This is a genomic window from Amycolatopsis sp. NBC_00438 (assembly GCF_036026695.1).
GTDB lineage: Bacteria > Actinomycetota > Actinomycetes > Mycobacteriales > Pseudonocardiaceae > Amycolatopsis.
The window spans coordinates 3911122-3935516 of record NZ_CP107923.1 but is presented as its reverse complement, the minus strand read 5'-3'; the positions used below and the strand labels follow the sequence as shown (position 1 = coordinate 3935516).

Genomic DNA, 24395 nt, shown 5'->3' with positions numbered 1-24395 from the left:
CGCTGTGACAGCGGCGTGCGAGTGGCGAGGGGGCGGTTGTGGTGGGCAATATCGCGGTGGTCAACTACGGACGGCTCAACGACTACGCGGCCATGCTGCCCGAACACACGGCCGGGCTGCACGTCTTCAGCCACAACGAACTCGAGGCGACCGCGGGGTTCGCGCACTACGAGTACGTGCCGGACTGCGAGTTCGTGCCGTACGCCGAACTCCGCCTGCGCGAGCTCGCCCGGGACCGCGTCTTCGACCACGTGATCACGGACAACGAGTACGACCTCGAACGCGTGGCCCGGATCCGCGCCCACCTCGGCGTGCCCGGCCAGTCGCCGGAAAGCGCACTGTCCTTCCGCGACAAGGTCGTCATGAAGGAGGTGGCCGGCAAGCGCGTCCGCACGCCGCGCTTCGCCGGTCTCGGCACCTTCGCCGACCTGCTCGACTTCATCGGCGACGTCGGCTACCCGGTCGTCGTGAAGCCCCGGAAGCAGGGCGGTTCCCGCGACATCACGGTGCTGCGGGACAACCGCGACCTGACCGCGTTCAGCCGCCGGCACTGGCGTGACGACCTGATGGCCGAGGAGTTCGTCGAGGGCGAGGTCCACCACGTCGACGCGGTGTTCGCGGACGGGTACCGGTTCGTGGCCTGCTCGCGGTACCTGCGCAGCTGCCTCGGCGTGCTCTCGGGGGAGAACAACGGTTCCCTGCAGCTGCACCCGGACGACCCGGTCGCGATCGAGCTGACCGCGTTCCTCGATGACTGCCTCGCCGCGTTCGACGCGCCCGCCGTGTCCGCCTACCACCTCGAGGTCTTCCGCACCCCCAGCGGCGAGCTGCTGCTGTGCGAGATCGCGTCGCGGGTCGGCGGAGCCCGGATCCCCGCGCTCACCCGCGCGACCTACGGCCTGGACCCGCTGACGGTGTGGCTGCGGCTGTCCACCGGGCTGCCGGTGGCCGACGCGCCGAGCGGACCGCCCGCGAGGCTGCACGGCGCGGTCGCGATCGTCCCGCCGGGGCACGCGGTGCGCGCGCCCGGGCGGCCGCCGTTCCCGTGGGTCACCGAGTACGAGGTCAACACCGCCCTCGCCGCCGGGGCGGTCGCGCAGAACAGCACCTCCCACCTCTGCTGGGCGATGGTCGAGGGCCGGGACACCGCCGAGGTCGAACTCCGGCTGTGGGAAACCGAAACGTGGCTGACGGCGAACGTCGGGGCGGACACGCCGTGACAGCCTGGCGCGAAACGTCCTCGGACGGGCGGGCCCTGCTGGTCACGGTGCTGCTGACCGGGCTCACGACGTTCATGTTCCTGCCGTTGCTGGCGATCGAGCTCACCGGCCGCGGGGTGGCGGTGGGGGAGGCCGGGTTCCTGGTCGGCCTGCTCGCCTTCTCCGGCCAGGCCTTCTCGCTGCTGACCGGGTTCCTGGTCGACCGCTTCGGCCCCCGGGCCGTCATGGCCGCCGGCTTCGCGCTGCGGATCGCCGGGTACGTCCTGCTCGGCGTCGGCGGAGGCGGACTGTCCGCCTCGCTGGTCGGCGGGGTGGTGACCGTCGGGGTCGGCGGCTCGCTGCTGGGCCTGGCGATCAAGACCCGGCTGGTCGCCGAGGACGGCGTCGGGCCGCGGGCGATGCTCGCCCTGCGGTCGACGTTCGTCAACATCGGCGTGGTCGCCGGGCCGGCGCTCGGCGCCGTCGTCTACCCGCTCGGCTTCCGGTACATCCTCGCTGCCTGCGTGCTGTCCCACCTGATCCTCGGCGTCCGGCTGCTCGCCCGCCCGGGCGCCGCGGCGGCCCGGCCGCGGCCGGCCACCCTGGCCCCCGAGCCCCCGGACGGCCGGTGGGGCCGGGCGCACTGGCTCACGCTGCTCGGGCTCGGCGTGACCTACTGGGCGATCTACAGCCAGCTCAACGTCGTCGTGCCGATCGCGGCCCTGGCCATGACCGGCAGCACGGCGGCGATCGCGGTCGTCTTCACGGTCAACGGCGTGCTGGTCGTGCTGTGCCAGTACGCGTTGCTGCGCCACGTCTTCGCGCGGGCCGCGAACCGCACCCTGCTCGCGCTGGGCTTCCTGGCTTTCGCGTGCGCGTACGCGGTCCTGCTGGCCCACGCCGGTTGGTTCTCGCTGCTGGTCTTCGCCCTGCCGGTCACCGTCGCCGAAATGCTCATCGGGCCGAGCCTCGACGAGCAGGCGATCCGCGCGAGCTCGGTGCGCCGCACCGGGATCGCGCTCGGCGCGATGAGCGCGGCCGGCGCCGTGGGCAGCCTCGCCGGCGCCAGCCTCGGTGGCTACCTCGTGCAGCTGCTCAGCGGCAACGACGTCTGGCTCGTGCTGATCGGCGTGTCCGTGATCGCCGCCGTCACCAGCCTCCTCCTGCCGAAAGCGCGGGTCCGCCATGCCTGAAACCGTCGTCCTGCTCAACCCCCGCGACCTGGTGATCGACGCCGCCCGCCGGCTCGGGCTGAGCATGGTCGTCGTCCCCGCGCCCGACGGGCCCGACCCCGGCGACGTGCCGGGGCTCGTCTTCCGCAGCCCGTGGACGACCGATCCCGGCGCCCTGGTGACCCGCCTGCGCGAACTGGACCTCCCCGGTCCGGTCGCCTGCTTCGGGTTCGGCGAGCTCGGCTGCTCGGCGGCGGCCGTGGTCAACGAGCGGCTGGGCTGGCCGGGCACCCGGCCGGGCGCGCTGGAGACGTTCCGGGACAAGGCGAAACTGCGCGCCGCGGTCGGCGATCTGGCCGGCGTCCCGGTCGCGCACGCGGTCTGCGACACCCTCGCCGAACTGGGCCGGGCCATCGCCCGCATCGGGTACCCGTGCATCGTGAAGCCGGTCGACGGCACCGGCAGCGCGGGCGTGACCCGGCTGGACGGCCCGGCCGACGCCGAGGCCCTCACCGAGCTCGACCGGCCCCACCTCGTCGAAGAGTTCCTGCACGGCAGCGAATACAGCGTCGAGGCGATGAGTTCGCCGCGCGGCCACCGGATCCTCGCGATCACCGAAAAGGCGACGACCGGAGCTCCGCACTTCGTCGAGACCGGGCACACCCTGCCGGTGGACCCGGGGCAGGCCACGGCCATCGCGGACCTCGTCGCGGCGACGCTCGACGCCGCGGGCTACCACTACGGCGTCTCGCACACCGAGGTGATGCTGACCACGGACGGGCCGCGGCTGATCGAGTCGCACGGCCGGCCAGGCGGCGACCGGATCAGCGACATGCTCGGCCTCGCGCTCGGGGAGGACGTCTTCGAGCAGTCCATGGCCGTCGTCTTCGGCCGGCCCACGCCGGCCGGCCCGGCACGCCGGCGCGTCGCCGGGATCCGCTACGTCACGTTCCCCCCGGGCACGCCCGTGCCCGCCGTCGACCTGACCGCGGTCTCGGCGCTGCCCGGGGTCGTGGAAGCCCACCTGTCCGCCGTCCCCGGCGACCGCCCGCCGGTGGTGCGCCAGTCGCGGGACCGGCACGGGTTCGTCGTCGCCGTCGGCGACACCCGCGAAGAGCTCGAAACCCACCTCGCCCGCGCTGTCACGGCGTTCACCCGCGGGTCGTGAACCCGCTCCCCGAAAGGACCGACCCGTGCCCTACAAGATCCTCGTCCTGGTCTCCGAGGTCGCGAAGTTCCGGCTCGACAACCACTCGATCATCCCGAGCGCGCTGCACCGCGAAGGCCACGACGTGTACATCGGCGACATCGACACCCTGTCGGTCCACGACTCGGTCGTCGTGTGCGACCGGGTGCGGCTCTCCGACGAATACCTGACCGGGCACGACTTCCCGGCCCTTTCGGAGAGCTACGCCTCGGCCGAGGACTTCGACCTGGTGTGGGTGCTCGCGGGCACGAACCCCGAGGTGCAGGCGGACAGTTTCCAGCTGCTGTGGGTGCTCAACCAGCGGGTGCCGTTCGTCAACGAGGCTTCCGCGCTGTTCTACCTCAACTCCAAGACGACGCTCGGGTCGGTCGTGCCGCGGGAGAACCTGCCGGCGTCCTACGTCTCGAACGACTTCGACTTCCTGACCGGGCTGGTGGAGTCGGACGCCGAACGCACCTGGGTGCTCAAGCCGACCAACGAGGGCTGCGGCGCCGACGTCTACTTCCTGTCCAAGACCGAACGCAACCGGGCCGCGCTGCTGCAGTCGGCCACCGGCAACGCCGTGCCGCGGTACGAGATGTACAGCCGCGAGATCATCGGCCTGGCCAAGCGGTACACGGCCGTGCAGGAGTACATCCCGAACGTCCGGGAGAACGAGAAGCGCGTGATCATCGCGGGCGACGTCCCGGTGTGCGGGTTCCGCCGGTTCCACTTCGAGCACGACGACCGCGCCAACGTCACCCTCGGCACCAAGTTCGAGGGCCTGACGCTGACGGCGGAGGAGGACGGGTTCGTGCGCCGGCTCGGCAAGCGGCTGATGGAACACGGCGTCTTCTACTCGGGCATCGACCTGGCCTACCCGTACGTGATGGAGTTCAACCTGGTCAACCCGGGCGGGCTGAACTACTCGTTTCGCGCCACCGGCGTCGACCAGTCGTCGGAGGCGGTCAACACCGTGCTGAACGCCCTGCGCGCCCAGGGCCGCCTGCCGTGACGCACTGGACGTCGCTCGACCCGCGGGTGCTGGCGGCCTGGGAGGAGTTCGCGGCCACCCCGGCGGCCGGGCCCGACCGCGCGGAGTTCGAGACCCGCCTCCACCGCGGGAACTGGCCGCACCGCTACCCGCCGCCGTTCTTCACCCCGGACGCGGCGGCCGGTGTCGAGGACGTCGGACAGCGGCTGGCCGCGCTGATCACCGATGTCCCGCGCCGGGTCTTCGGCGACGACGTCGACGCGTGGATGCGCTTCCTCGGCGTCCCCGAGCCGGACGCCGACCTGTTCCGGGTGGCGCTGCGCAACCCGCGCCTGCGGCGGGCGTCGACGTCGTTCATGCGGCCGGACCTGCTGGTCACCGCCGACGGCGTGCGGCTGGTCGAGCTGAACGTCTCGACGCCGATGGGCGGCATGAGCACGCTGCCCGCCTACTCGGCCGCCACCGGGGATTCGGCGTTCGGCCGGTTCCTGGCCGGGCGCGGGCTGAGCCTGCGCGAGCCGGTGACGGCGGCCGTGTGGCTGGCGGCGTTCGGCGCGCTCGTCGAACCGCGGTCCGGCCGGCCCCCGCACGTGTTCGAGGCGACGGCGGACCCGGCCGACCCCGACACCGGCCGCCGGTTCTTCGTCGACCTGGTGCGTTCGGGCGGCTACGACATCAGCTGCGGCCTGGTGTCCGATCTGGACGTCTCCGGCGACGAGGTGCGCTTCGGCGGCCGGCGGGTCGACGTCGTGATCACGATGTACACCTGGGACGAGACCCGCCGGTTCGTGCCGCCGGAGCTGACCCGGCGGCTGATCGAGCTGGACGACGCCCGCGCCGTCGACTTCGTCGGCTCGCCCGCGACGGCCCTGTTCGACGACAAGGCCAACCTCGAGCTGGTCACTTCGCCCGGGTACGCCGGGTACCTCGACGCCGGGGAACGCGCGCTGGCCGCGGCGCACGTGCCGGCCACCTTCCGGCTCTCGGAGTCCACAGTGGACGTCGCGGTCGCCGGGCGGGAAGGGTTCGTCTGCAAGCCGTCCTCGGCCTACGGCGGCAAGGACGTCGTGTTCGGCGCCGCGGTGACCGACGACGAGTGGCGGCGGTTGCTGGCCGAGCGGATCCACGGCCGGTTCGTCTGCCAGGAGCGGGTCCACCCGGCCGTGGTGCGGCTGGCCGGGTCCGGCACCGGCGGCAGCGAGGTGGTGCTGGGACCGCTCATCTTCGGTGGCCGGTCGGCCGGCGTCTTCCTGCGCGAAGGACCGCCGCGGGGTGCGGCGCCGATCAACGTGAAGCAGGGGGCGCAGGCCGCGGCCGTGCTGACCGTGGCGGCCTGAGCGGCCGCCACGGTCGCCGGACTACGCGGCCCGGGGGACCTGCCGCCACTCGGGCAGGTCGTCCTGCACCTGGAACGGCCGGCGGGCCCAGTCCATCGTGGACCACGGCCCGGTCAGGTCGTCGAGTGAGCTGATCTCCCGCGGCCGGTAGCCGGGGTCGGGCTCGTCCGCGGCCTCCACCGGGTAGACGAGGTCCACGTAGCGGTGGCCGGGGTCGGCGGCGAGGAAGACGATCGGCCCGCCGTCCGGCTCGGTCTCGCGCACGTGCCGCGCCACCTGCCAGCCGGCCCCGCCGGACAGCCCGGCGAAGACGCCGGTGGTCGCGAGCAGGTTCCGGCAGCCGGCCGCCGCGACGTCGAAGTCCAGCCAGTGCACGGCGTCGTAGACCCGGTAGTCGATGTTCGCGAACCGGATCCCGCTGCCGATGCCGGCGATGATGAACGAGTCCATCGGCGCCGACTCGGCCCCGAACGACCGGCTGCCGAACGGCTGGATCCCGGCCACCCGCACGTCCGGGGAGGCTTCCCGCAGGTAGCGGCCCATCCCGCTGGTGGACGCCCCGGTGCCGACTCCGCCGACCAGGGTCAGCCCGTCGGTGCCCAGTTCCTCCACGACCGTCTGCGCCACACCGCGGTAGCCGATGTAGTGGACGTCGTCGTGGTACTGCTGCATCCAGTAGGCGTCCGGGTTCGCGCGCAGGTACTTGTGCACGAGCCGGACGCGGATCTCCTGGTCGTGCTTGAGGCTGGCCGACGAGGGCACCTGCTGGAACGTGGCCCCGAGGTAGGTCAGCTGGGTGCGGATCCCGGCGTCGACCGAGATCGACGCGAAGATGTGGCACTTGAGCCCGAACTCGCGGCAGACCAGCGCCAGCGCGTGCCCGTAGATGCCGCTGGAACTGTCGACGAGCGTCTGCCCGGGCCGGATGACCCCGCGATCCAGCAGGTCCTGGACGGCCGCGCGGACCGAGGCCACCTTCATGACCTCGAACCGCAGGACGTAGATCCCCTCGCCGAGATCGATGAGATCGGGATCCGCGAGCTTCTCCGAAAATGACCGGTACACGTGCAGCCCTTCCGTTGACGGCCGGGACGGCGCTGCCGTACCCGATTGCCGAACTCCCCTGAGTGCGGCCTCAGAGTAGGGCGCGAAAGGGCCGGAGTCTCCCATTCGGCGGCAGAATCCTCAATGCAGGAGAAAGCCTTTCTTCCGCATTATCGAAGTTGTTCTCCGGAATTGCGGAAGATGCACTCCGCACCCGGACCCGTGAGAACCGCACGGGCCGGGAGGTGACGGGTCACCACGGGACGACCTCGCCGTGGCGGTCCGGGAACCGGAGACCGGGGGAGCCCGCGTGGGCTTCGAGGGCGTCGACGACCGCCGGGATGCTTTCCTCGGGGCGAGCGGCGCGTCGGGGCCGCCGAATGCGGTGCGGTTGTGGCCGGGGTCGTTGAGGAGCTTGGTCCGGGCTTGTAGCGCTCGAAGCCGTCTTCGGTGTTCAGGGAGATGCTGCCCCGCTCCGACGACACGACCCCGACGCCACGCTCGACGCCCTGATCGGCCCGCGGAACCCGGGCGACCGAGGGGCGGGGTGGGCCGGGGGACATTGCGCGTCGTGCGGGAACGCTATACGGTGACGCCAGAACTAGAACAGGTTATAGTTTCTGGGTGGCGGGCCGGACCGAGGAGCGGACATGGCGAACAAGGCGCCGCGCGGCGACGAAGCCGACTACGTGGTCGTCGGGTCGGGGAGTTCGGGGGCCGCGATCGCGGGCCGGCTGGCGCAGTCGGGGGCGAGCGTGATCGTCGTCGAGGCCGGCAAGACCGACGAGAAGCTCCTGCTCAAGAAGCCGGGCCTGGTCGGCCCGATGCATGCCGTGCCCCAGCTCAAGAAGCCCTTCGACTGGGGCTACTACTCGGTCCCGCAGAAGCACGCGCTCGACCGCCGGATGCCGGTGCCGCGCGGCAAGGTCGTCGGCGGCTCCAGCTCCATCAACGGCATGGTCTACGTCCGCGGCAACCGCGCCAACTTCGACTCCTGGGCCGCTGAGGGCAACACCGGCTGGGACGCCGACAGCGTCAACGCCGCGTACAAGCGGATGGAAGACTTCGAGGACGGCGAGAACACGTTCCGGGGCGCCGGCGGGCCGATCCGGGTCACCCGCGGCAAGAGCCCCGAAGAGGGCACCCTTCAGTTCATCCAGGCCACCGCCGACACCGTCGGCTGCAAGATCCTCGACGACTACAACGCCGAGTCGCAAGAAGGCGTCAGCCGGATGCAGCAGAACGCCGCCGAAGGCCTGCGCTACAGCGCCTCGCGCGGCTACCTCCACAACCTCGCCTCCCCGACGCTGCAGCTGCAGTCCGGGGTGCTGGCGAAGAAGGTCGTCATCGAGCACGGCCGCGCGGTCGGCGTCGAAGTCGTCGACGCCGACGGCAGCCTGCGCACGCTGCGCGCCGGCAAGGAGGTCATCCTCTCGGCGGGGTTCGTCGGCTCCGCGCAGCTGCTCATGCTGTCCGGGATCGGCCATGCCGAGCACCTGCGCGAGCACGGCATCGACGTGCTCGCGGACCTGCCGGTCGGCGACAACCTGCACGACCACATGTTCCACGCGCTGACCTTCCACGTGACGTCGAGCCGCAACTCCGGCACGCCGGCGTACTTCGCGCGCGGCCTGGTCAAGGAGCTGCTCCGGCCCGGGACGACGTTCCTGGCGAACTCGGTGTTCGAGGCGGTCGCGTTCCTCAAGACGTCCCAGGCCGGCAGGATTCCCGACCTCCAGCTGCACCTGCTGCCGTGGGCGTACGTCTCGCCGAACCAGGACGCGCCGATCCGGCACGACGTCGACAAGCGCACCGCGCTCACCGTGCTGACGACGCTGATCTACCCGAAGAGCCGCGGCACGCTGCGGCTCGCGTCGGCGGACCCCGCCGCGGCCCCGGTCATCGACCCCCAGTACCTCGCCGACCCGGCCGACCTCGAGGTGCTCGGCGAGGGTTCGGAGCTGGCGCGCGAGATCTTCGCCTCGAAGGCGTTCAACGGCGCGGTCAAGGAAGAGATCCACCCGGGCCCGGCACTGAAGGGGCAGGCCCTGCGCGACGCCATCCTCAACCGCGCGACGTCGGTCTACCACGGCGTCGGCACCTGCCGGATGGGCGTCGACGAGCTCGCGGTCGTCGGCCCCGACCTCAAGGTCCGCGGCGTCGAGGCGCTGCGGGTGTGCGACGCCTCGATCATGCCGTCGATCACCGGCGGGAACACCAACGCCCCCAGCATCATGATCGGCGAGATGGGCGCGAACTTCGTCCTCTCCGGCAACTGACGGGAAGTGCGACCATGACCCTCACCCCGCTCGGGATCACCCGGCCGGCGTCGGCGACGGACGCGTTCCTGAAGGGCCTCGTGGCCCGGGTGCCGGGCTCGGCCGGCGCCACCTGGAAGCTGACCGAGGTCTACACCGGGGACACGCTCGTCGAGCTGCCGCAGTCGGCGCCGGCCGACATCGAGCGGGCGTTCGCGCTCGCGCGCGAGGCGCAGCGCAAATGGGCCGCGACCCCGGTCAAGCAGCGGCTCGCCGTGTTCAAGCGGGCGCACGCGCTCTTCGTCGACCGGGCGCGGGTCGTCACCGACCTCATCCAGGTCGAGAGCGGCAAGAACCGCCGGATGGCGATCGAGGAGACCTGCGACCCGGCGATGGTGATGAGCCACTACCTCCGGCGGGCCGCGAAGCTGCTGGCGCCGACCAAACGCGGCGGGCCGGTGCCGCTGCTGACGACGTCGACCGAGATCCGCCAGCCCAAGGGCGTCGTCGGCATCATCGCGCCGTGGAACTTCCCGTTCGCCACCGGCATTTCCGACGCCGTCCCGGCGCTGATGGCCGGCAACGCCGTGGTCCTGAAGCCCGACAACAAGACGGCGCTCTCGCCGCTCTACGGCATCCAGCTGCTGGAGGAGGCCGGCCTGCCGAAGGGCCTGTTCCAGGTGGTGTGCGGCGAGGGCCCGGACGTCGGCCCCACGCTCATCGACCACGCCGACTACGTGATGTTCACCGGCTCCACCGCCACCGGCCGGGTGATCGGCGAGCGGGCCGGCCGCAACCTCATCGGCTGCTGCCTGGAGCTCGGCGGCAAGAACCCGATGATCGTCCTCGACGACGCCGATCTCGGGGAAGCCGCGCAGGGTGCGATCTTCGGCGCGTTCGGCAACACCGGCCAGATCTGCATGCACATCGAGCGGATCTACCTGCCGGAGTCCCGCTACGCCGAGTTCACGAAGGCGTTCGTGGCCAAGACCGCGGCCCTGGACGTCCGCGCGGCCTACGACTTCGGCCCCGACATGGGCTCGCTGGTGTCCGTCGACCACATGCGGCGCGTCAAGGAGCACGTCGACGACGCCGTCGCGAAGGGCGCCACGGTGCTCTGCGGCGGCAAGGCGCGGCCCGACCTCGGTCCGGCGTTCTTCGAGCCGACGATCCTCGAAGGCGTCACGAAGGACATGCTCTGCGGGGTCACCGAAACCTTCGGACCCGTTGTCGCGCTGCACAAGTACGGCACGGTCGGCGAAGCGGTGGCGCTGGCCAACGACACCGACTACGGCCTCAACGCCTCGGTCTGGGGCGGCGACATCACCGCCGCCCGCGCGGTCGCCGCGCGCCTCGAATCGGGCAACGTCAACATCAACGACATCCTCGCCACCGCTTTCGCCGCCAAGGGAACGCCGTCCGGCGGGGTGAAGAACTCCGGCGTCGGCGCCCGCCACGGCGACCAGGGCCTGCTCAAGTACACCGACGTGCAGAACATGGCGGTGCTCAAGAAGCAGGTCATGGGGCCGCGACCGGGTCAGGACCACGAGAAGTACGTCGAGAGCATGCTTTCGGGCTTGAAGCTGATGCGCAAGCTGCGCATCCGGTGACCGTGCGCGCGACCCCGGCGGGCCGCGGGCACGGCCGGGACGTCAGTTCTTGACGAGGGCGGCGACCGCGTCGGCCAGGGGCGTGGTGGGGCGGCCGATCAGCCGGCTCAGGTCGCCGCTGGTGCTGGTCAGCTCGCCCTCGCGGATGCCGCGGTCGGCGTCGGTCAGCATGTCGGCCACCGGCTCGGGCAGGCCCGCCGCGACGAGCAGCTGCCGGTGCTCCTGCGGGGGAACGTCCTGGTACGCAACGGGAGTCCCGGCGGCTTCGGTGATCGCCGCGGCGAAGTCGGCGTAGCTCCACGGGTGGTCGCCGGCCAGCTCGTAGGTCTTCCCCGCGTGCCCTTCGCCGGTCAGGACGGCGACCGCCGCTTCCGCGAAGTCGAGCCGCGGGACGGCGCCCAATCGGCCTTCGCCCGCGCTGCCGGCGAAGGATCCGGTGGCCAGCGCCTGCTGCACGGTCGCCGCGTAGTTCTCGGTGTACCAGCCGTTGCGCAGGAACGTGAACGGGGTGCCCGCGTCGCGGATCAGCCGCTCGGTCGCCTTGTGGTCGGGCGCGACGAACAGTTTTGTGGTGTCGGCGTCCAGGACGCTGGTGTAGGCGAGGTGACGCACGCCCGCTTCCCGGGCGGCGTCGATCACGGCCCGGTGCTGCGCGAGCCGCTGGCCGGGTGTGCTGCTGGAGATCAGCAGCACCTTCTCCGCGCCCGCGAAGGCGGTCGCGAGCGTCTCGGGGCGGTCGTAGTCGGCCTCGCGGACCTGCACACCGCGGGCGGCGAGGTCGTCGGCCTTCCGCGGGTCGCGCACCGCGGCGATTACCTCGCCGGGCGAGGTCTTCTCGAGCAGGCCGTCCACGACCAGGCGGCCGAGCTGTCCGGTGGCGCCGGTGACCACGATCATGCGTAACTCCTCAGGTCGGATTGCTTACCTTGAGAGTGTACTAACTTTGAGAAAGTGCAAACTGATGGTGAGTACCATCACTGGGGATTGTGCTGTGTGCCCGGTACCGTGGGGGCATGACGGAAGCGCCGGAGTGGGTGGACGAGCACGGGCAGGTGGTGTTCGACGTGTTCGCGCAGGCGTGCACGTCCCGGTCCACGCTCGAGCACATCACCGGGCGCTGGGGGATCCTCGCGATGGCCGCGCTGTACGACGGCACGTTCCGGTTCAACGCCCTGCGCCGCCGCGTCACCGGCGTCAGCGAGAAGATGCTGGCCCAGACCCTGCAGGCGCTGGAGCGTGACGGCTTCGTGCTGCGCGAAGCCCAGCCGACCATCCCGCCGAAGGTCGAGTACAGCCTCACCCCGCGCGGCCGGCGCACCGCGACGCTGCTGGTGGACCTGATCCGGGACGTCGAGGGCCAGATGCCGGACGTGGTGACGGCGAACGAGGCCTACGACGCCCGCAAGGACGGTTGAGTCACTCGACCGGGTTTCTCCTCGCGCCGACCGGGTAAACCCCGCGACGACGAGGCAGGAGCTGGTGCCGGTGCGCAGACGAGGAAAGCAACCCGAAGGCCCGACGGAGTTGTCGCGGCGTTCGTGGTGGGAAGTGCTCAAACGCACCGTCCGGCAGTTCGGCCGGGACAACCTGACCGACTGGGCGGCCGCGCTCACCTACTACGGCGTGCTGTCGATCTTCCCCGGCCTGGTGGTGCTGACGGCATTGCTGGGCCTGCTCGGCCCCGGCCCGACGCAGACCGTGATCGACAACGTCAACCAGATCGTGCCCGGCCAAGGCCGGGAGATCCTGGTCGGCGCGATCAAGGAGCTGTCGGGTTCCCGGGGCCTCGCCGGGCCGGTGGCGGTGTTCGGCCTGCTCGCCGCGCTGTGGTCGGCGTCCGGGTACGTCGGCGCGTTCATGCGGGCGGGCAACGCGATCTACGGCATGCCCGAAGGCCGTCCACTGTGGAAGGTCCTGCCGCTGCGGCTCGGGTTGACGATCGGCATCGTGGCGCTGCTGGCCGCGTGCGCGCTGGGGGTCGTGGCGACGGGCACGATCGCGCGCCGGCTCGGCGACCTCGTCGGGCTCGGCCCGACCGGGGTGCAGGTGTGGGAGATCGCGAAGTGGCCGGTGATCGCCGTCCTGGTCAGCTTGGCGTTCGCGCTGCTGTACTGGGCGGGCCCGAACGTGCGGCAGCCGGGCTTCAAGTGGCTCACCCCGGGCGGGCTGCTGGCGGTCGTGCTGTGGGCGGCGGCGTCGGCCGGGTTCGCCGTGTACGTCGCGAACTTCGGTTCCTACAACAAGACCTACGGCTCGCTCGCCGGGATCATCGTGTTCCTGGTGTGGCTGTGGATCTCCAACCTCGCGGTGCTGCTCGGCGCCGAGCTGGACGCCGAACTCGCCCGCGGCCGCGGTATCGAAGGCGGTCAGGAGAGCGAAGACGAGCCGTTCCTGCCGCCGCGGGACACGAAGGCGATGGACGCGGACGAGGTCGAGGACGTCGCCGAAGCCGAACGGCCGCGTTAGGGCTTGCGGCCCACGCCGGCGTAGACGTCGTCCGGTCCGGCGTCGCGGATGCCCCGCTCCGGGTGCCACAGCGGGGCGCTCACCACGCCCGGCTCGACCAGCTCCAGCCCGTCGAACAGGGCCGCGACCTCGCTGTAGGGGCGGAAGTACATCGGGTCCCGGCTGCGGCGCATCGCGTCCGCGACCGCCGCCATCTCGTGCGGCGCGTGGTCGGCGGTCAGGTGCGACAGCGCGAGGTGGCTGCCCGGCGGCAGCGCCGCGCGGTAGTCGGCGACGATCTCGGCCGGGCGCAGGTCGTCGGGGACGAAGTGGAACACCGCCACCATGAGCAGCCCGATCGGCCGGTCGAAGTCCAGCAGGGCCCGCACGCCGGGGTCGCTCAGCACGGTCCGCGGGCGGCACAGGTCGGCCTCGACGACGACGGCGTCGCGGTTGCCCTCGAGGATGAGCCGGCTGTGGGCGACGGCGACCTCGTCGTGGTCCACGTAGACCACCCGGCACGCCGGGTCGAGGTTCTGCGCGACCTCGTGCACGTTGCCGACCGTGGGGATGCCGGACCCCAGGTCGAGGAACTGCGTGACACCCTGGTCGATCATGTACCGCACGGCCCGCCGCAGGAACGCCCGGTTGGACGCGGCCACCTGCCGGCCCGACGGTAGGACCGCCATCACCTTCTCGCCGACGACGCGGTCGGCGTCGAAGTTGTGGCTGCCGCCGAGCAGCCAGTCGTAGACCCGGGCCGCGCTGGGCAGCTTGATGTCGACGCCCTCCGGGATCCGCTCGCCCACGGACACCGCGCACCTCGTTTCCCTCTCGTCCCCGGTACGAAGGATACCCGGAAATCCGGCCGCCCCGGCGTCCGTCCACAGTGGAGTCCACGTGCGGATCGGCCGCGACGCCCCTATCATCGCGTCAACAGACGAGAGGGATGAAATGGACATCGGGGCCGGCACGTGGCTCGTCACCCTGGCCGTGATCCTCGGGCTGCTGGCGCTGGACCTGGTGCTCGCCGCGGTCCGGCCGCACAAGGTCGGGTTCCGCGAGGCGGTCGCGTGGTCGGTGGGCTACATCCTGGTCGCGGTGGCGTTCGGGATGTGGCTGACGCTGGCGCACGGCGGCGAGTTCGGCACCGAGTACTTCGCCGGCTACATCGTCGAGAAGAGCCTGTCGGTCGACAACCTGTTCGTGTTCGTCATCATCATGACCACGTTCGCCGTCCCGGAGGAGCACCAGCACAAGGTGCTCACCTTCGGCATCGTGCTGGCCCTGGTGATGCGCGGGATCTTCATCATCGTCGGCGCGACCCTGCTGTCCCTGTTCACCTTCATGTTCCTGCTGTTCGGCCTGCTGCTGATCTACACCGGCGTGCAGCTGTTCCGCCACCGCGACGAGGACCCCGACGTCGAGAACAACGTCGTGGTCCGCACGGCCCGCCGGGTGCTGCCGCTGTCGGACGACTACGACGGCGGCCGGCTGACGACCAGGGTCGCGGGCCGCCGGCTGGTGACCCCGCTCGTGGTGGTGCTGGTCGCGATCGGCGGCGTCGACCTGCTGTTCGCCCTGGACTCGATCCCGGCGGTCTTCGGCGTCACCGACGAGCCGTACATCGTGTTCGCCGCGAACGCCTTCGCGCTGCTGGGCCTGCGCGCGCTGTACTTCCTGGTCAAGGGCCTGCTCGACCGGCTCGTCTACCTCTCGACCGGGCTCTCGGTGATCCTCGCGTTCATCGGTGTGAAGCTGATCCTGCACTGGGCGCACGTCGACATCGACGAGGGCTTCCCGGAGATCCCCACCCCGCTCAGCCTCGGTGTGATCCTCGGCATCCTCGCGGTGGTCACGGTGGCCAGCCTGCTCAAGACCCGCCGGGACCCGGATGCGAAAGCGCACCCGGGATCCCTGCGGGGGTCCGATCCCGAACCGTGACCCTCAGCCGATCACGTGCGTGGTCCAGTTCTTCTCGTCCGGGCCGAGCAGGGTGATGCGGTCCAGCAGGCCCTGGGGCCCGCCGATCGCGTCCAGCCCCGCGGCGGCCGGGCGGTCGACCCTGACGCACGCCTTCAGGCCGTTCTTCGTGACGCACACCGCGTCGTTCGTCTTCGACGGCGTCCCGCCGGGCGGCGCGACCTCGATCACGACATCGGCACCGTTCACCGAGTAGTACAGCTGCAGCGTCCACGGCCGGCCGTCCTGGTCGGGCCGCCGCCACAGCTGGCCTTCGCTGAGGTGGAAGCCCGGCGGCAGGCTGCTGACGTGCAGGGGCAGCGGCACCGGCTTGTTCGCGAAGGTGACTTCGTCCGCGACGCGCACCAGCGACCGCTGCACGTCCGGGAAGTCGAGGTAGTACCCGTGCAGCTCGGCCCAGCGGCCGTCCCCGGTCGGCCAGCGCAGGTAGGCGTCGCCGCCGTTGAGCGGGTCCTCGGCGTTGGTCGTGACCCAGTAACCGGTCCGGTCGCCGATCCGGGCCGGGACGCTCACCGCGTGCCCGCCCGTTTGGTTCAGCCGGTCGAGCGGCGGTTCCTTGTCGTAGACCGCCAGCCAGATCATCGGCGCCAGGTCGCCCCGGCCGATCGCCAGCGAGTAGTCGCCGTGGGCGCCGACGCCGTATTCGACGCCGGTGAAGGCGCCGGGCAGCCAGCCGAAGCTCGCCTTGGCCACCAGGGGATCGTCGGTCGGCGGCGGCGCGACCGAGACCACCGGCGGGGGCGGCGGCGCGGCGATCGGCGCGTCCGGGGCGGGGGCACGGGTGAGCGTCGCGGCGGTCAGGCCGCCGGCGATCACGACCGCGGCGCACCCCGCGACCACCGTCACCGTGCGCAGCCGCCGGCGGCGGCCCCCGTCCCGGCGGGCCCGGTCGAGGTCGAGCACCATCGGCGGGGCGGGCTCGTCGGTCAGTTCCTTCAGGCGCACGGCCAGTTCGTCGTCGGTCACGCGGTCGCCTCCGGGAGGGTGAAGGACTCGGTGGGCAGCATGCCGCGCAGCGCGTCCACGGCCCGCGCGGTCTGGCTCTTGACGGTGCCCGGGGAACAGCCGAGCGTCTTCGCGACGTCGTTCACCGGCAGGTCGCAGTAGTAGCGGAGCACCAGGGTCGCCCGCTGCCGCGGCGGCAGCCGGTCGATCGCGGCGCGCAGGTCGAGCGCCGTCTCGACGTCGAAGCCGGCCGCGGGCGGCGGGTCGTGGTCGGCCGGCCGCAGGTCGACCAGCCGCCACCAGGACGTCCGCTGCTCGGCCAGGAAGGTGTTGACCAGCGTCCGGCGCGCGTAACCGTCCAGGTTGTCGGCCCGCAGGGCGCGGGGCCAGTGCGTGTAGAGCTTCGTGACGGCGCTCTGGACCAGGTCGTCGGCCCGGTGCCAGTCCCCGCAGAGCAGGAAAGCGACCTTGCGCAGCCAGGGGGCCCGTGCCGTCACGTACTCGGTGAACCCGGCATCCGCGGGCAAGGCGCCACCTCGTTTCGTCGTGGGGGGTGGGACACCTCTCTGATGCCGCCCGCCCGCCGAACGGTTGCACCGCACGCGGATGTGGTGGCCGTCACGGGCGCTGCGCCGAACGGCCGCTACCCGCCGGCTGCCCGGCGGGGTTAGAGTCCTCCGGCCGGTCATGGGGCTTTCCGGGGGGATTCATGCGGGCTGCCGCGAGCACGTCACGTCCACTGTGGACACTCAGATCCCGCGTGGTGGCGTTGGCCGCCGGGATCTTCACACTGGCCTCCGCCGGCACCGGGGTCACCGCCGCCGCGGCGCCCGCTGCCCTCGACTCGCCGGCGTCGAGCTTCACCGCCGTGCAGCCGACCCGGTTCCTGGACACCGTGCGCGGTGTCGGCGTGCCGATCGGCACGGTCGGCCCGCACACGACGGTGACGGCGAGCGCGGGCACCCTGGCGCCCGCCGGCGCCACCGCGGTCGTGGTGAACCTGTGGGCCGAGAGCCCGACGGCCGACAGCGCGATCACCGTGTTCACCCACGGCCAGGCCCGGCCCGCGCTGCCGAACCTGCTGGTCCAGGCGGGCAAGCGGCGCGCCAACCAGCTCACGGTCCAGGTCGGCGCCGACCGGACGCTGGACTTCTACAACGAGGCCGGCTCGACCCACCTGATCGCGAGCATCCTCGGCTACTACTCGACCACGGCGGAGTCGCGGTACACGCCGCTGAGCCCGTCGTGGCTGCCGCTGGACCCCCTCGGCGCCGGGGCGACGGCCAAGGTCGACCTGACCGGCCGGGTGCCCGCGACCGCCACCGCCGTGACCTTCGCCGTGAACCTGAGCGCGCCGACCGCGGCCACCTACGTCAGCGCCTTCCCGCACAGCACGCCGCGCCCGACGATGGCCAGCGCGGCCGCCTACCCGGGCGGCACGGGGTCGAACCTGGTCACGGTGAAGATCGGCGCCGACCGCTCGATCGACCTGTACAACCTGGCCGGGACCGTGACGGTGGACGCGGTCGTGCTCGGCTTCTACGCCACCGACTTCGGCGCCCTGTTCACCCCGGTCGCCCCGGTCCGGATCCTGGACAGCCGCACCGGCCTGGGTCTCGCGAACGGCGTCGCGCGCAAGCTCGGCCCGAACAGCGATCTCGTGAACTGGTTGCAGCCGCCGATCCCGCCGGACGCGATCGCCGTCGCCATGAACCTGACCGGGTACGCGCCGACCGCGACCACGGCCATCACCGCGTGGGACTCCACCTCGACCGGCCAGCCGCAGCCGAGCGTGACCATCCCCGCTGGGCAGACGATCTCGGTGGCGACCGCGCCGGTCGTCTCCGCGCCCGGCGCGGCGCCCGCCTTCTCCCAGACCGACCGCTGGACCTACGTGCACAACCGCGCCGGTTCCCTCGACGTGTCGGCCGACCTGTTCGGCTACTTCACGTTGCCGCGGCCCGGGTGCGCGTCCGGCTGCGTCTCGACGTGGGGCTACTACTCGTGGCGGCAGCACGAGGACCTCAGGATCCCGAGTCCGGTCAGCGGCCTGGACGGGGTCGTGGCCGTCGCCGGCCGGGCCGCCGCCGGGTACGCGCTGCGCGCCGACGGCACCGTCCGGGCCTGGGGCCCCAACTCGACGGGCGGGCTCGGCAACGGCTGGTGGGGCAGTGCCTCCTACTCCCCGGTCCCGGTGCTGGGCCTGACTTCCGTCACGGCCGTCGCAGCCGGTAGCTTCAAGGGATACGCCTTGCGGGCCAACGGAACCGTGTGGCGCTGGGGGCACGACGTCAACACCCCGGTGCCGGTGACCGGCCTGGCCGGCGTCACCGCCATCGCCGCCACCGGTGACACCGCGTACGCCCTGAAGGCCGACGGCACGGTGTGGGCGTGGGGCAGCAACACCCGCGGCGAGCTGGGCAACGGTTCCACGGTGGCGAGTTCGGCCACCCCGGTGCGCGTGTCCGGCCTCACCGGCGTGACGTCGCTCGGCGCGGGTGACGGCTACACCGGCTACGCCGTCAAGGCCGACGGCACCGTCTGGGCCTGGGGCGACAACACGAGCGGCCAGCTCGGCAACGGCGTCGCGTGCGCCGGGTGCCTCTCCCGCACCCCGGTTGCGGTGTCCGGGCTGACCGGCGTCAAGTCCGTGACCGGCGACTCGTCGGGCGCGGTGGCCTTGCGCGCCGACGGCACCGTCTTCTCCTGGGGCAACAACGAACGCGGCGGGCTGGGCAACGGCGTCGACTGCCCGCCGGGCGGCACCGGCCCGAACTGCTCGGCGCCGGTGCCCGCCCCCGTCCACGACCTGACGGACGCCACGGCCATCGGGATGTTCAACGGCGGCGCCTACGCCGTCCGCGCGGACGGCACGGTCTGGGGCTGGGGCAGCAACGAGTCCTCCGAGCTGGGCCTCAGCGTCGTGAGCTATCCCTTCTACACCACGGTTCCGGTCCAGGTGCCTGGCGTCGGCGGCGTCAAGGCCGTCGCCTCCGGGCTGGCCGTCGGCCGCTGACCCTGCTGGGAGTCGTCGTTTCCCTTACGGCTTGAGCCGTACCGTCACCGTCACGCCACCTTTCGCGCTCTGCCGGGCGATCGCGTGCCCGGTGCGAATGGTGCCGTCCAGCTCGACGGAGAGCGGGCCGCCCTCGCCGGTGAAGTTGCGCCACCAGTTCTTCTTGCCGGGCATGCGGACGCCGATCTCGACCGTGCCGCCCGTGTGCCGGTAGCCCACCGGGATGGTGAACGTGCGGCCCGAACGCCGTCCGGTGTAGGTCACGATCGTCAGGTGCCGCCGCACCGCCGCGCCCCAGCGGCGTGACGAGCGCAGGGCCACCACCCGGCGGTTGAACCCGTCGACCGCCCGGTCGACCAGCTGGCCGTTCGTCCTCATCGGACCTCCTTTTCCTTGTCCGCCAAAGTAGTCGCGCAAGAGGAGAGACCTGTCCGGTTGGCGTAAAGTGAGAAACATGAGTGCCGACCCTTCTCATCCGGCGCCGTTGCGGCGGGATGCCCGGCTCAACCGCGAGCGCATCGTCGAGGTGGCCCACGAGCTCTTCGCGCGCCGCGGCCTCGACGTGCCGATGGCGGCCGTCGCCCGGCACGCCGGCGTCGGGATGGCCACGCTGTACCGCCGGTTCCCGACCAAGGAGGCGCTGGTCGGCGAGGTGTTCTCGCACCAGTTCGACCTGTGCGTCGCCGTCGTGGACGACGCGCTGGACGACCCGGACCCGTGGCGGGGGTTCGTCACCGTCGTCGAGAAGGTGGGGGAGATGCAGGCGTGCGACCGCGGGTTCAGCGCCGCCGTCTCCTCGGCGTTCCCGAAGGTGGCCGACACCGCCGCGGAACGGGGCCGGGCGCTGGGCCGCGTCGCCGCGCTGGTCGACCGAGCCAAGGCGGCGGGCAAGCTCCGGGCCGACTTCGCGCTCACCGACCTGATGCTGGTGCTGATGGCCAACGACGGGGTGACCGCGGACGCGCCGGCGGCCACGCGGGTGGCGTCGCAGCGGCTGGTCGCCTACCTGGTGAACTCGTTCCGGGCCGAGAACGCCGGTGTGCCGCTGCCGCCGGCCGTGCCGCTGAGCGTGATCAAGGTCTGAGCGTCAGGGCAGGTGGGCGGCGATGCCCGCCAGCACCCGGTCCAGGCCGGCCTCGAACCACCGGTCCCGGCGGTCGGCCGCGTGCGGCGTCTCGGCTTCGACGATCACCCGGGTGAACCGCGGGTAGCGCCCGCTGTCCATGATCAGCGGGCCGTACTCGCCCTCGCGCTCCATCCACTGCTCGTGGCTGAGCCCCGAGAGCCGCGCCGCTTCCTGATCGCCCAGCTCGCTCTGCACGTGGCCGAGGACGAACGACGAGAGCGTGCCGAGGTTGGCGAGCAGGTCGTCGGTGCCGAGATCGAGGCCGTCGAACGCCGAGAACGTCAGCTCCGTCCACCACAGGCTGTTCGGGCCGTGGTTCGGCCGGCCCGAAGCCAGCGCGGGGAACCACGGGTGCCGCAGGGCCGTCGCGCGCATCGACCGGGCGATGACGCGCAGGGCGTCCCGCCACTGCGCGGGCAGCACGGTACCGCGCAGCTCGCCGGTGACCTCGTCGCCCATCAGCTGCAGGATCTCGTCCTTTTTGGACACGTACCGGTAGAGCGAAGTGGTGCCGGTGCCCAGTTCGGCGGCGATCCGCCGCATCGAGACGGCGTCGAGCCCCTCGGCGTCGGCGATCCTGATGCCGGCGGCCGCGACGTCGCGGCGGGTGTGGGCCGGTTTCGGCCCGCGGGTCCCGTGTTCGGGACGCAGCCAGAGCGGCGGGCGGTCGTTCGCCGGCAAGGGACCTCCTCGGATATTGCGAACACTGTACCCAGTTCGCTACGGTGGCGATACCGAGAACGGTGTTACCGGGTTTCCTGGGGGTACGGATGGACTACGACGTGGTGGTCGCGGGCGCGGGCCCGGTCGGCCTGTTGCTGGCCTGCGAGCTCCGCCTGGGCGGGGCCCGGGTGCTGGTCATCGAGCGCGAAACGCAGACGCCGCGCTCACGGTTCGGGTCGATGGGGGCCCGCGCGGTCAACACGCCGTCGGTGCACGCGCTGCACCTGCGCGGCCTGCTGCCCGAGGTGGAGCGGGCGGCCGCCATGTGGCTCGGCGGGGGCGCCGGGCTGCCCGAGTTCGAACCCGGGGACACGGGGGAGCGGCCGGACGTCTTCGTCGGCCACTTCGCCGGGATCGGCATCCGCATCGACCGGCTGCGCCCGCCCGGCCCCGGCGAGGAGTTCCTCGGCGCCGGAGTGATCGCCCAGGGTGATCTGGAGGCGATCTTCGAGCGCCGGGCCGCGGAACTGGGCGTCGAGGTGGCGCGCGGGGTCTCGCTGACCGCGTTCGAGTCCGATCCGGACGGTGTTACCGTCCACGTCGGACGTCCGATCCGGGCCGGCTGGCTGGTCGGCGCCGACGGCGGGCGCAGTACCGTGCGTCGCCTGGCCGGGATCGACTTCCCCGGCGTGGACCCGGTGTTCACCGGCCGCCAGGCCATTGTGGACCTGGACGACCCGGGCAAGCTCGTCGCGCACGGCTGGCAGGCGGGCGAGCACGGGTCCTATGTGGTCGGTGGCTGGGACGACGGCTCGGGCCCGCCGCGGGTGCACACTGTCGAGTACGAGGTCGGGCCCGACCGGGACGCGCCGGTGACGGCGGAAGAGATCCAGGCCAGCCTGCGGCGGGTGAGCGGCACCGACGTCCGGGTCACGCGGTTGCACGTCGGCACCCGCTACGCCGACACGACCCGCCAGGCCGAGACGTACCGGCGGGACCGGGTGCTGCTGTGCGGCGACGCGGCCCACGTGCACTCGCCGGCCGGCGGGCAGGGCATGAACCTGGGCCTCGGCGACGCGGTCAACCTCGGCTGGAAGCTCGCGCTCGTCGCGCGCGGGGCGGCGCCGGACACGCTGCTGGACACTTACACCGCCGAGCGGCACCCGATCGGCGCGTGGGTGCAGCGCTGGAGCATGGCGCAGACGGCGCTGAGCACCCAGCGCGGCCCGCGCGCGGACGCGTTGCGCGAGGTCATGGCGGACCTGCTCGACACCCCGGACGGCGCCACGTACGTCGTCTCGAAGATCGGCGGCGGCTGGCAGCACTACGACCTGCCCGGCGACTTCCCGCTGATCGGCCACCGCGTGCCCGACCTGCCCCTGTCCGACGGAACCACGCTGGCACCGCACTTCCGCTCCGGCCGCGCGGTGCTGCTGGACACGGGTACGGGCGCGGCGGAGGTGGCGGCGGAGTGGGAAAACCGCGTCGAGCTGGTGACCTCGAGCCCGCTGGCGTTCCCGGACCAGCGGCTGGCGGCCCTGATCCGCCCGGACGGCCACGTGGCCTGGGCCGCGACCGGCGGCGAGCTCCCCGGGCTCCGCGACGCCCTCACAACCTGGCTGGGCACCCCCCTCTGACACCCATCCGCCACCCGGATCCCCGCAGCCGCAAGGAAGTCCGTGAATGGCACATCGAGGGACTCAGAGTCCCTCGATGTGCCATTCACGGACTTCGGCGACCCGGGCCGGGAGGAGTCAGCGTCGCGGGGTGGCCAGCGTCGTCGGGCGGGAGCGGCCGCGCAGGGTGACCTCCTCGGTCGCCGACCACCGGCCCGCTTCGTCCGGCGTCGCCGACTCGACGGCCGTCCAGGACGCCACCAGGCGCCCCTCGACGTTCTTCGCCAGCTCCGTCAGCCGGGCCGCTTCGTTGACCGGGTCACCGATCACCGTGTACTCGAACCGGCGCGGGTCGCCGACGTTGCCCGCCACCGCGTCACCCGTCGCGACGCCGAGGCCCGCCGGGCAGTCCGGGACCTCCGTCGCCAGCCGGGCGGCGATCGCGCGGGCGGCGGCCAGCGCGCGGGTCGCGTGGTCCGCCAGGGGCGTGGGCGCGCCGAAGATCGCCAGGACCGCGTCACCGACGAACTTGTTGACCAGGCCGTGGTTGCGGTCGACCTCGTCGACGACGACGGCGAAGAACCGGTTGAGCAGGCCGACCACCTCCTCGGGCGGGCGGCTCGCGGCCAGCGCCGTCGACCCCACGAGGTCGACGAACAGCACCGACACCGTGCGCACCGTCCCGCCCAGCTCCGCGGGCGCGCGCATCGCCTCCACCGCGACCTCGTGCCCGACGTGCCGGCCGAACAGGTCCCGCATCCGCTCGCGTTCCCGCAGGCCGGCGGCCATCCCGTTGAACCCGGCCTGCAGGAGGCCGAGCTCGGTGCCGTCGTAGACCGGGATCTCGCCGCCGAAGTCACCGGCGCGCACCCGGGCCAGTGCGTCCTGGACCGACCGGATCGGGTTGACCACCGCGCGGGCGGTGAAGACGGTGACCAGCAGGCCGAAACACAGCACCACCAGCCCGAGCGCGATCACCGAGACGGCCAGCTTCGTGGTGGAGACGTCGCCGCGCACCCACGCCAGCACCGCCGTCACCACCAGCCCGGCGACCGGTACCCCGGTGCCCAGGCACCAGAACAGCAGCATCCGCAGGTTGACGCCCCCGCTGACCGGCCGCGCCGGAGCCGTGCCGGCGAGCGCCCGCGCCGCGTACGGCCGCAGGGCGAACTCGCCGAAGAGGTAGGCGATCGCGCAGACCACGACGCTCGCGAAGGCGACCACGAGGAACACGGTCAGCGCGACGTGCGGCTGCAGCAGCGCGGCCAGCCCGGCGAACACCACGGTCGCGACGCCCCACAGGATCGCCTGCATCATCGTGAGCCGCAGCGGGACGCGCAGGCTGGCGGCCCGTTCGGCGTCGCTCGGACGGCGTCCTTCGGCGGCCCAGCGGAGCGTCCGCAGGGCGCCGCGAGTCCCCCAGAGCGCGCCGACGACGACCGCGGACACGACGTAGGCGGGCACCGCGACCGCCGTGACCCGCACGAGGTCGCCGGACAGGCCGGGGGCGGGCATGAGCAGCGCCGCGAGGCCGACCACGACGAGCGCGCCGATGACGTTGGTGGCGACCAGCGTCCCGGTGAGCAGCAGCTGGACGCGCCGCCGCAGCGTGGCGACGTCCTGGTCGAGGGGCCCGAGCAGGCCGGAGCCGAACGGCCCCGCCGGGGCGGGTGAATCGCTGAGTGGGTGCACCGGTTCCTGCCGATCGACACACGATTGAGTGAACGACCGTACACCGAATCGCGGGTGATCGACGGGCGGCACGCCGAGGCCCGATCGGGTTGGTGCCCGCGCGCCGGGC

21 protein-coding genes are annotated in these 24395 nt (G+C 72.3%); 13 read left to right on the top strand and 8 right to left on the bottom strand.

Annotation, left to right across the window (positions count from 1 at the left end; translation table 11 throughout):
* Positions 1-41 precede the first annotated feature (41 nt).
* Genes OG494_RS17400 through OG494_RS17380 form a run of 5 tightly spaced genes read left to right on the top strand, consistent with a single transcriptional unit; the run spans position 42 to position 5888 of the window.
* A complete protein-coding gene (locus OG494_RS17400) occupies positions 42-1220 on the top strand; it encodes an ATP-grasp domain-containing protein (protein ID WP_328456928.1) in 1179 nt (392 codons plus the stop codon).
* Complete coding sequence (locus tag OG494_RS17395; protein ID WP_328456926.1) at positions 1217-2392, top strand: MFS transporter; 1176 nt, start codon at positions 1217-1219, stop codon at positions 2390-2392. The genes OG494_RS17400 and OG494_RS17395 overlap by 4 nt, the downstream gene beginning before the upstream one ends.
* Complete coding sequence (locus tag OG494_RS17390; RefSeq protein WP_328456924.1) at positions 2385-3539, top strand: ATP-grasp domain-containing protein; 1155 nt, start codon at positions 2385-2387, stop codon at positions 3537-3539. The genes OG494_RS17395 and OG494_RS17390 overlap by 8 nt, the downstream gene beginning before the upstream one ends.
* Before the next feature lie 25 nt (positions 3540-3564).
* Positions 3565-4572 carry an ATP-grasp domain-containing protein gene (locus tag OG494_RS17385; protein WP_328456922.1) on the top strand — a complete coding sequence of 336 codons (1008 nt, stop codon included), beginning with the start codon at positions 3565-3567 and terminating at the stop codon, positions 4570-4572.
* Positions 4569-5888, top strand: a complete 1320-nt coding sequence (locus OG494_RS17380; protein WP_328456920.1) for a hypothetical protein — start codon at positions 4569-4571, stop codon at positions 5886-5888. The genes OG494_RS17385 and OG494_RS17380 overlap by 4 nt, the downstream gene beginning before the upstream one ends.
* A gap of 21 nt (positions 5889-5909) precedes the next feature.
* Here the strand turns inward: OG494_RS17380 and OG494_RS17375 are convergent, their stop codons facing one another.
* Positions 5910-6953: a pyridoxal-phosphate dependent enzyme gene (locus OG494_RS17375; protein WP_328456917.1), complete on the bottom strand. Its 1044-nt coding sequence runs from the start codon at positions 6951-6953 to the stop codon at positions 5910-5912.
* 629 nt (positions 6954-7582) lie between these two features.
* Here OG494_RS17375 and OG494_RS17370 point away from each other — a divergent pair.
* Together OG494_RS17370 and OG494_RS17365 are read left to right on the top strand one after the other, a co-directional pair.
* Positions 7583-9211, top strand: coding sequence for a GMC family oxidoreductase (locus OG494_RS17370; RefSeq protein WP_328456916.1), 1629 nt, complete (start codon positions 7583-7585; stop codon positions 9209-9211).
* A gap of 14 nt (positions 9212-9225) precedes the next feature.
* Complete coding sequence (locus OG494_RS17365; protein WP_328456915.1) at positions 9226-10800, top strand: succinic semialdehyde dehydrogenase; 1575 nt, start codon at positions 9226-9228, stop codon at positions 10798-10800.
* 42 nt (positions 10801-10842) lie between these two features.
* Here the strand turns inward: OG494_RS17365 and OG494_RS17360 are convergent, their stop codons facing one another.
* Complete coding sequence (locus OG494_RS17360) at positions 10843-11697, bottom strand: SDR family oxidoreductase (protein ID WP_328456914.1); 855 nt, start codon at positions 11695-11697, stop codon at positions 10843-10845.
* A 116-nt stretch (positions 11698-11813) separates the two neighbouring features.
* Here OG494_RS17360 and OG494_RS17355 point away from each other — a divergent pair, with 116 nt between their 5' ends.
* Complete coding sequence (locus tag OG494_RS17355) at positions 11814-12215, top strand: winged helix-turn-helix transcriptional regulator (protein ID WP_328456913.1); 402 nt, start codon at positions 11814-11816, stop codon at positions 12213-12215.
* Between the two features lie 64 nt (positions 12216-12279).
* Complete coding sequence (locus OG494_RS17350; RefSeq protein WP_328456912.1) at positions 12280-13266, top strand: YihY/virulence factor BrkB family protein; 987 nt, start codon at positions 12280-12282, stop codon at positions 13264-13266.
* Here OG494_RS17350 and OG494_RS17345 read toward each other — a convergent pair.
* Positions 13263-14060: an SAM-dependent methyltransferase gene (locus OG494_RS17345; RefSeq protein ID WP_328456910.1), complete on the bottom strand. Its 798-nt coding sequence runs from the start codon at positions 14058-14060 to the stop codon at positions 13263-13265. The genes OG494_RS17350 and OG494_RS17345 overlap by 4 nt on opposite strands.
* A 139-nt stretch (positions 14061-14199) precedes the next feature.
* Between OG494_RS17345 and OG494_RS17340 the strand changes: the two genes are divergently transcribed.
* Complete coding sequence (locus OG494_RS17340; RefSeq protein ID WP_328456908.1) at positions 14200-15189, top strand: TerC/Alx family metal homeostasis membrane protein; 990 nt, start codon at positions 14200-14202, stop codon at positions 15187-15189.
* A gap of 3 nt (positions 15190-15192) precedes the next feature.
* Here OG494_RS17340 and OG494_RS17335 read toward each other — a convergent pair whose 3' ends face one another.
* Positions 15193-16194 carry a hypothetical protein gene (locus OG494_RS17335; RefSeq protein WP_328456906.1) on the bottom strand — a complete coding sequence of 334 codons (1002 nt, stop codon included), beginning with the start codon at positions 16192-16194 and terminating at the stop codon, positions 15193-15195.
* Positions 16191-16700, bottom strand: coding sequence for a SigE family RNA polymerase sigma factor (locus tag OG494_RS17330; RefSeq protein ID WP_328456904.1), 510 nt, complete (start codon positions 16698-16700; stop codon positions 16191-16193). Before OG494_RS17330 ends, OG494_RS17335 begins: the two co-directional genes overlap by 4 nt.
* 233 nt (positions 16701-16933) lie before the next feature.
* On the opposite strand from OG494_RS17330, the gene OG494_RS17325 reads away from it, so the two are divergent.
* Entirely contained in the window at positions 16934-19189 is a 2256-nt protein-coding gene (locus tag OG494_RS17325) for an RCC1 domain-containing protein (RefSeq protein ID WP_328456902.1), read from the top strand.
* 24 nt (positions 19190-19213) lie between these two features.
* On the opposite strand, the gene OG494_RS17320 is transcribed toward OG494_RS17325, so the two are convergent.
* Complete coding sequence (locus OG494_RS17320; RefSeq protein WP_328456900.1) at positions 19214-19567, bottom strand: hypothetical protein; 354 nt, start codon at positions 19565-19567, stop codon at positions 19214-19216.
* 76 nt (positions 19568-19643) lie between these two features.
* Here OG494_RS17320 and OG494_RS17315 point away from each other — a divergent pair, with 76 nt between their 5' ends.
* Positions 19644-20273, top strand: a complete 630-nt coding sequence (locus OG494_RS17315) for a TetR/AcrR family transcriptional regulator (RefSeq protein ID WP_328456898.1) — start codon at positions 19644-19646, stop codon at positions 20271-20273.
* A 3-nt stretch (positions 20274-20276) separates the two neighbouring features.
* Here OG494_RS17315 and OG494_RS17310 read toward each other — a convergent pair whose 3' ends face one another.
* Entirely contained in the window at positions 20277-20996 is a 720-nt protein-coding gene (locus OG494_RS17310; RefSeq protein ID WP_328456896.1) for a TetR/AcrR family transcriptional regulator, read from the bottom strand.
* Positions 20997-21085: 89 nt separating this feature from the next.
* On the opposite strand from OG494_RS17310, the gene OG494_RS17305 reads away from it, so the two are divergent.
* Complete coding sequence (locus OG494_RS17305; protein WP_328456894.1) at positions 21086-22615, top strand: FAD-dependent monooxygenase; 1530 nt, start codon at positions 21086-21088, stop codon at positions 22613-22615.
* Positions 22616-22732: 117 nt separating this feature from the next.
* Here OG494_RS17305 and OG494_RS17300 read toward each other — a convergent pair whose 3' ends face one another.
* Entirely contained in the window at positions 22733-24286 is a 1554-nt protein-coding gene (locus OG494_RS17300) for an adenylate/guanylate cyclase domain-containing protein (RefSeq protein WP_328456893.1), read from the bottom strand.
* Positions 24287-24395 lie beyond the last annotated feature (109 nt).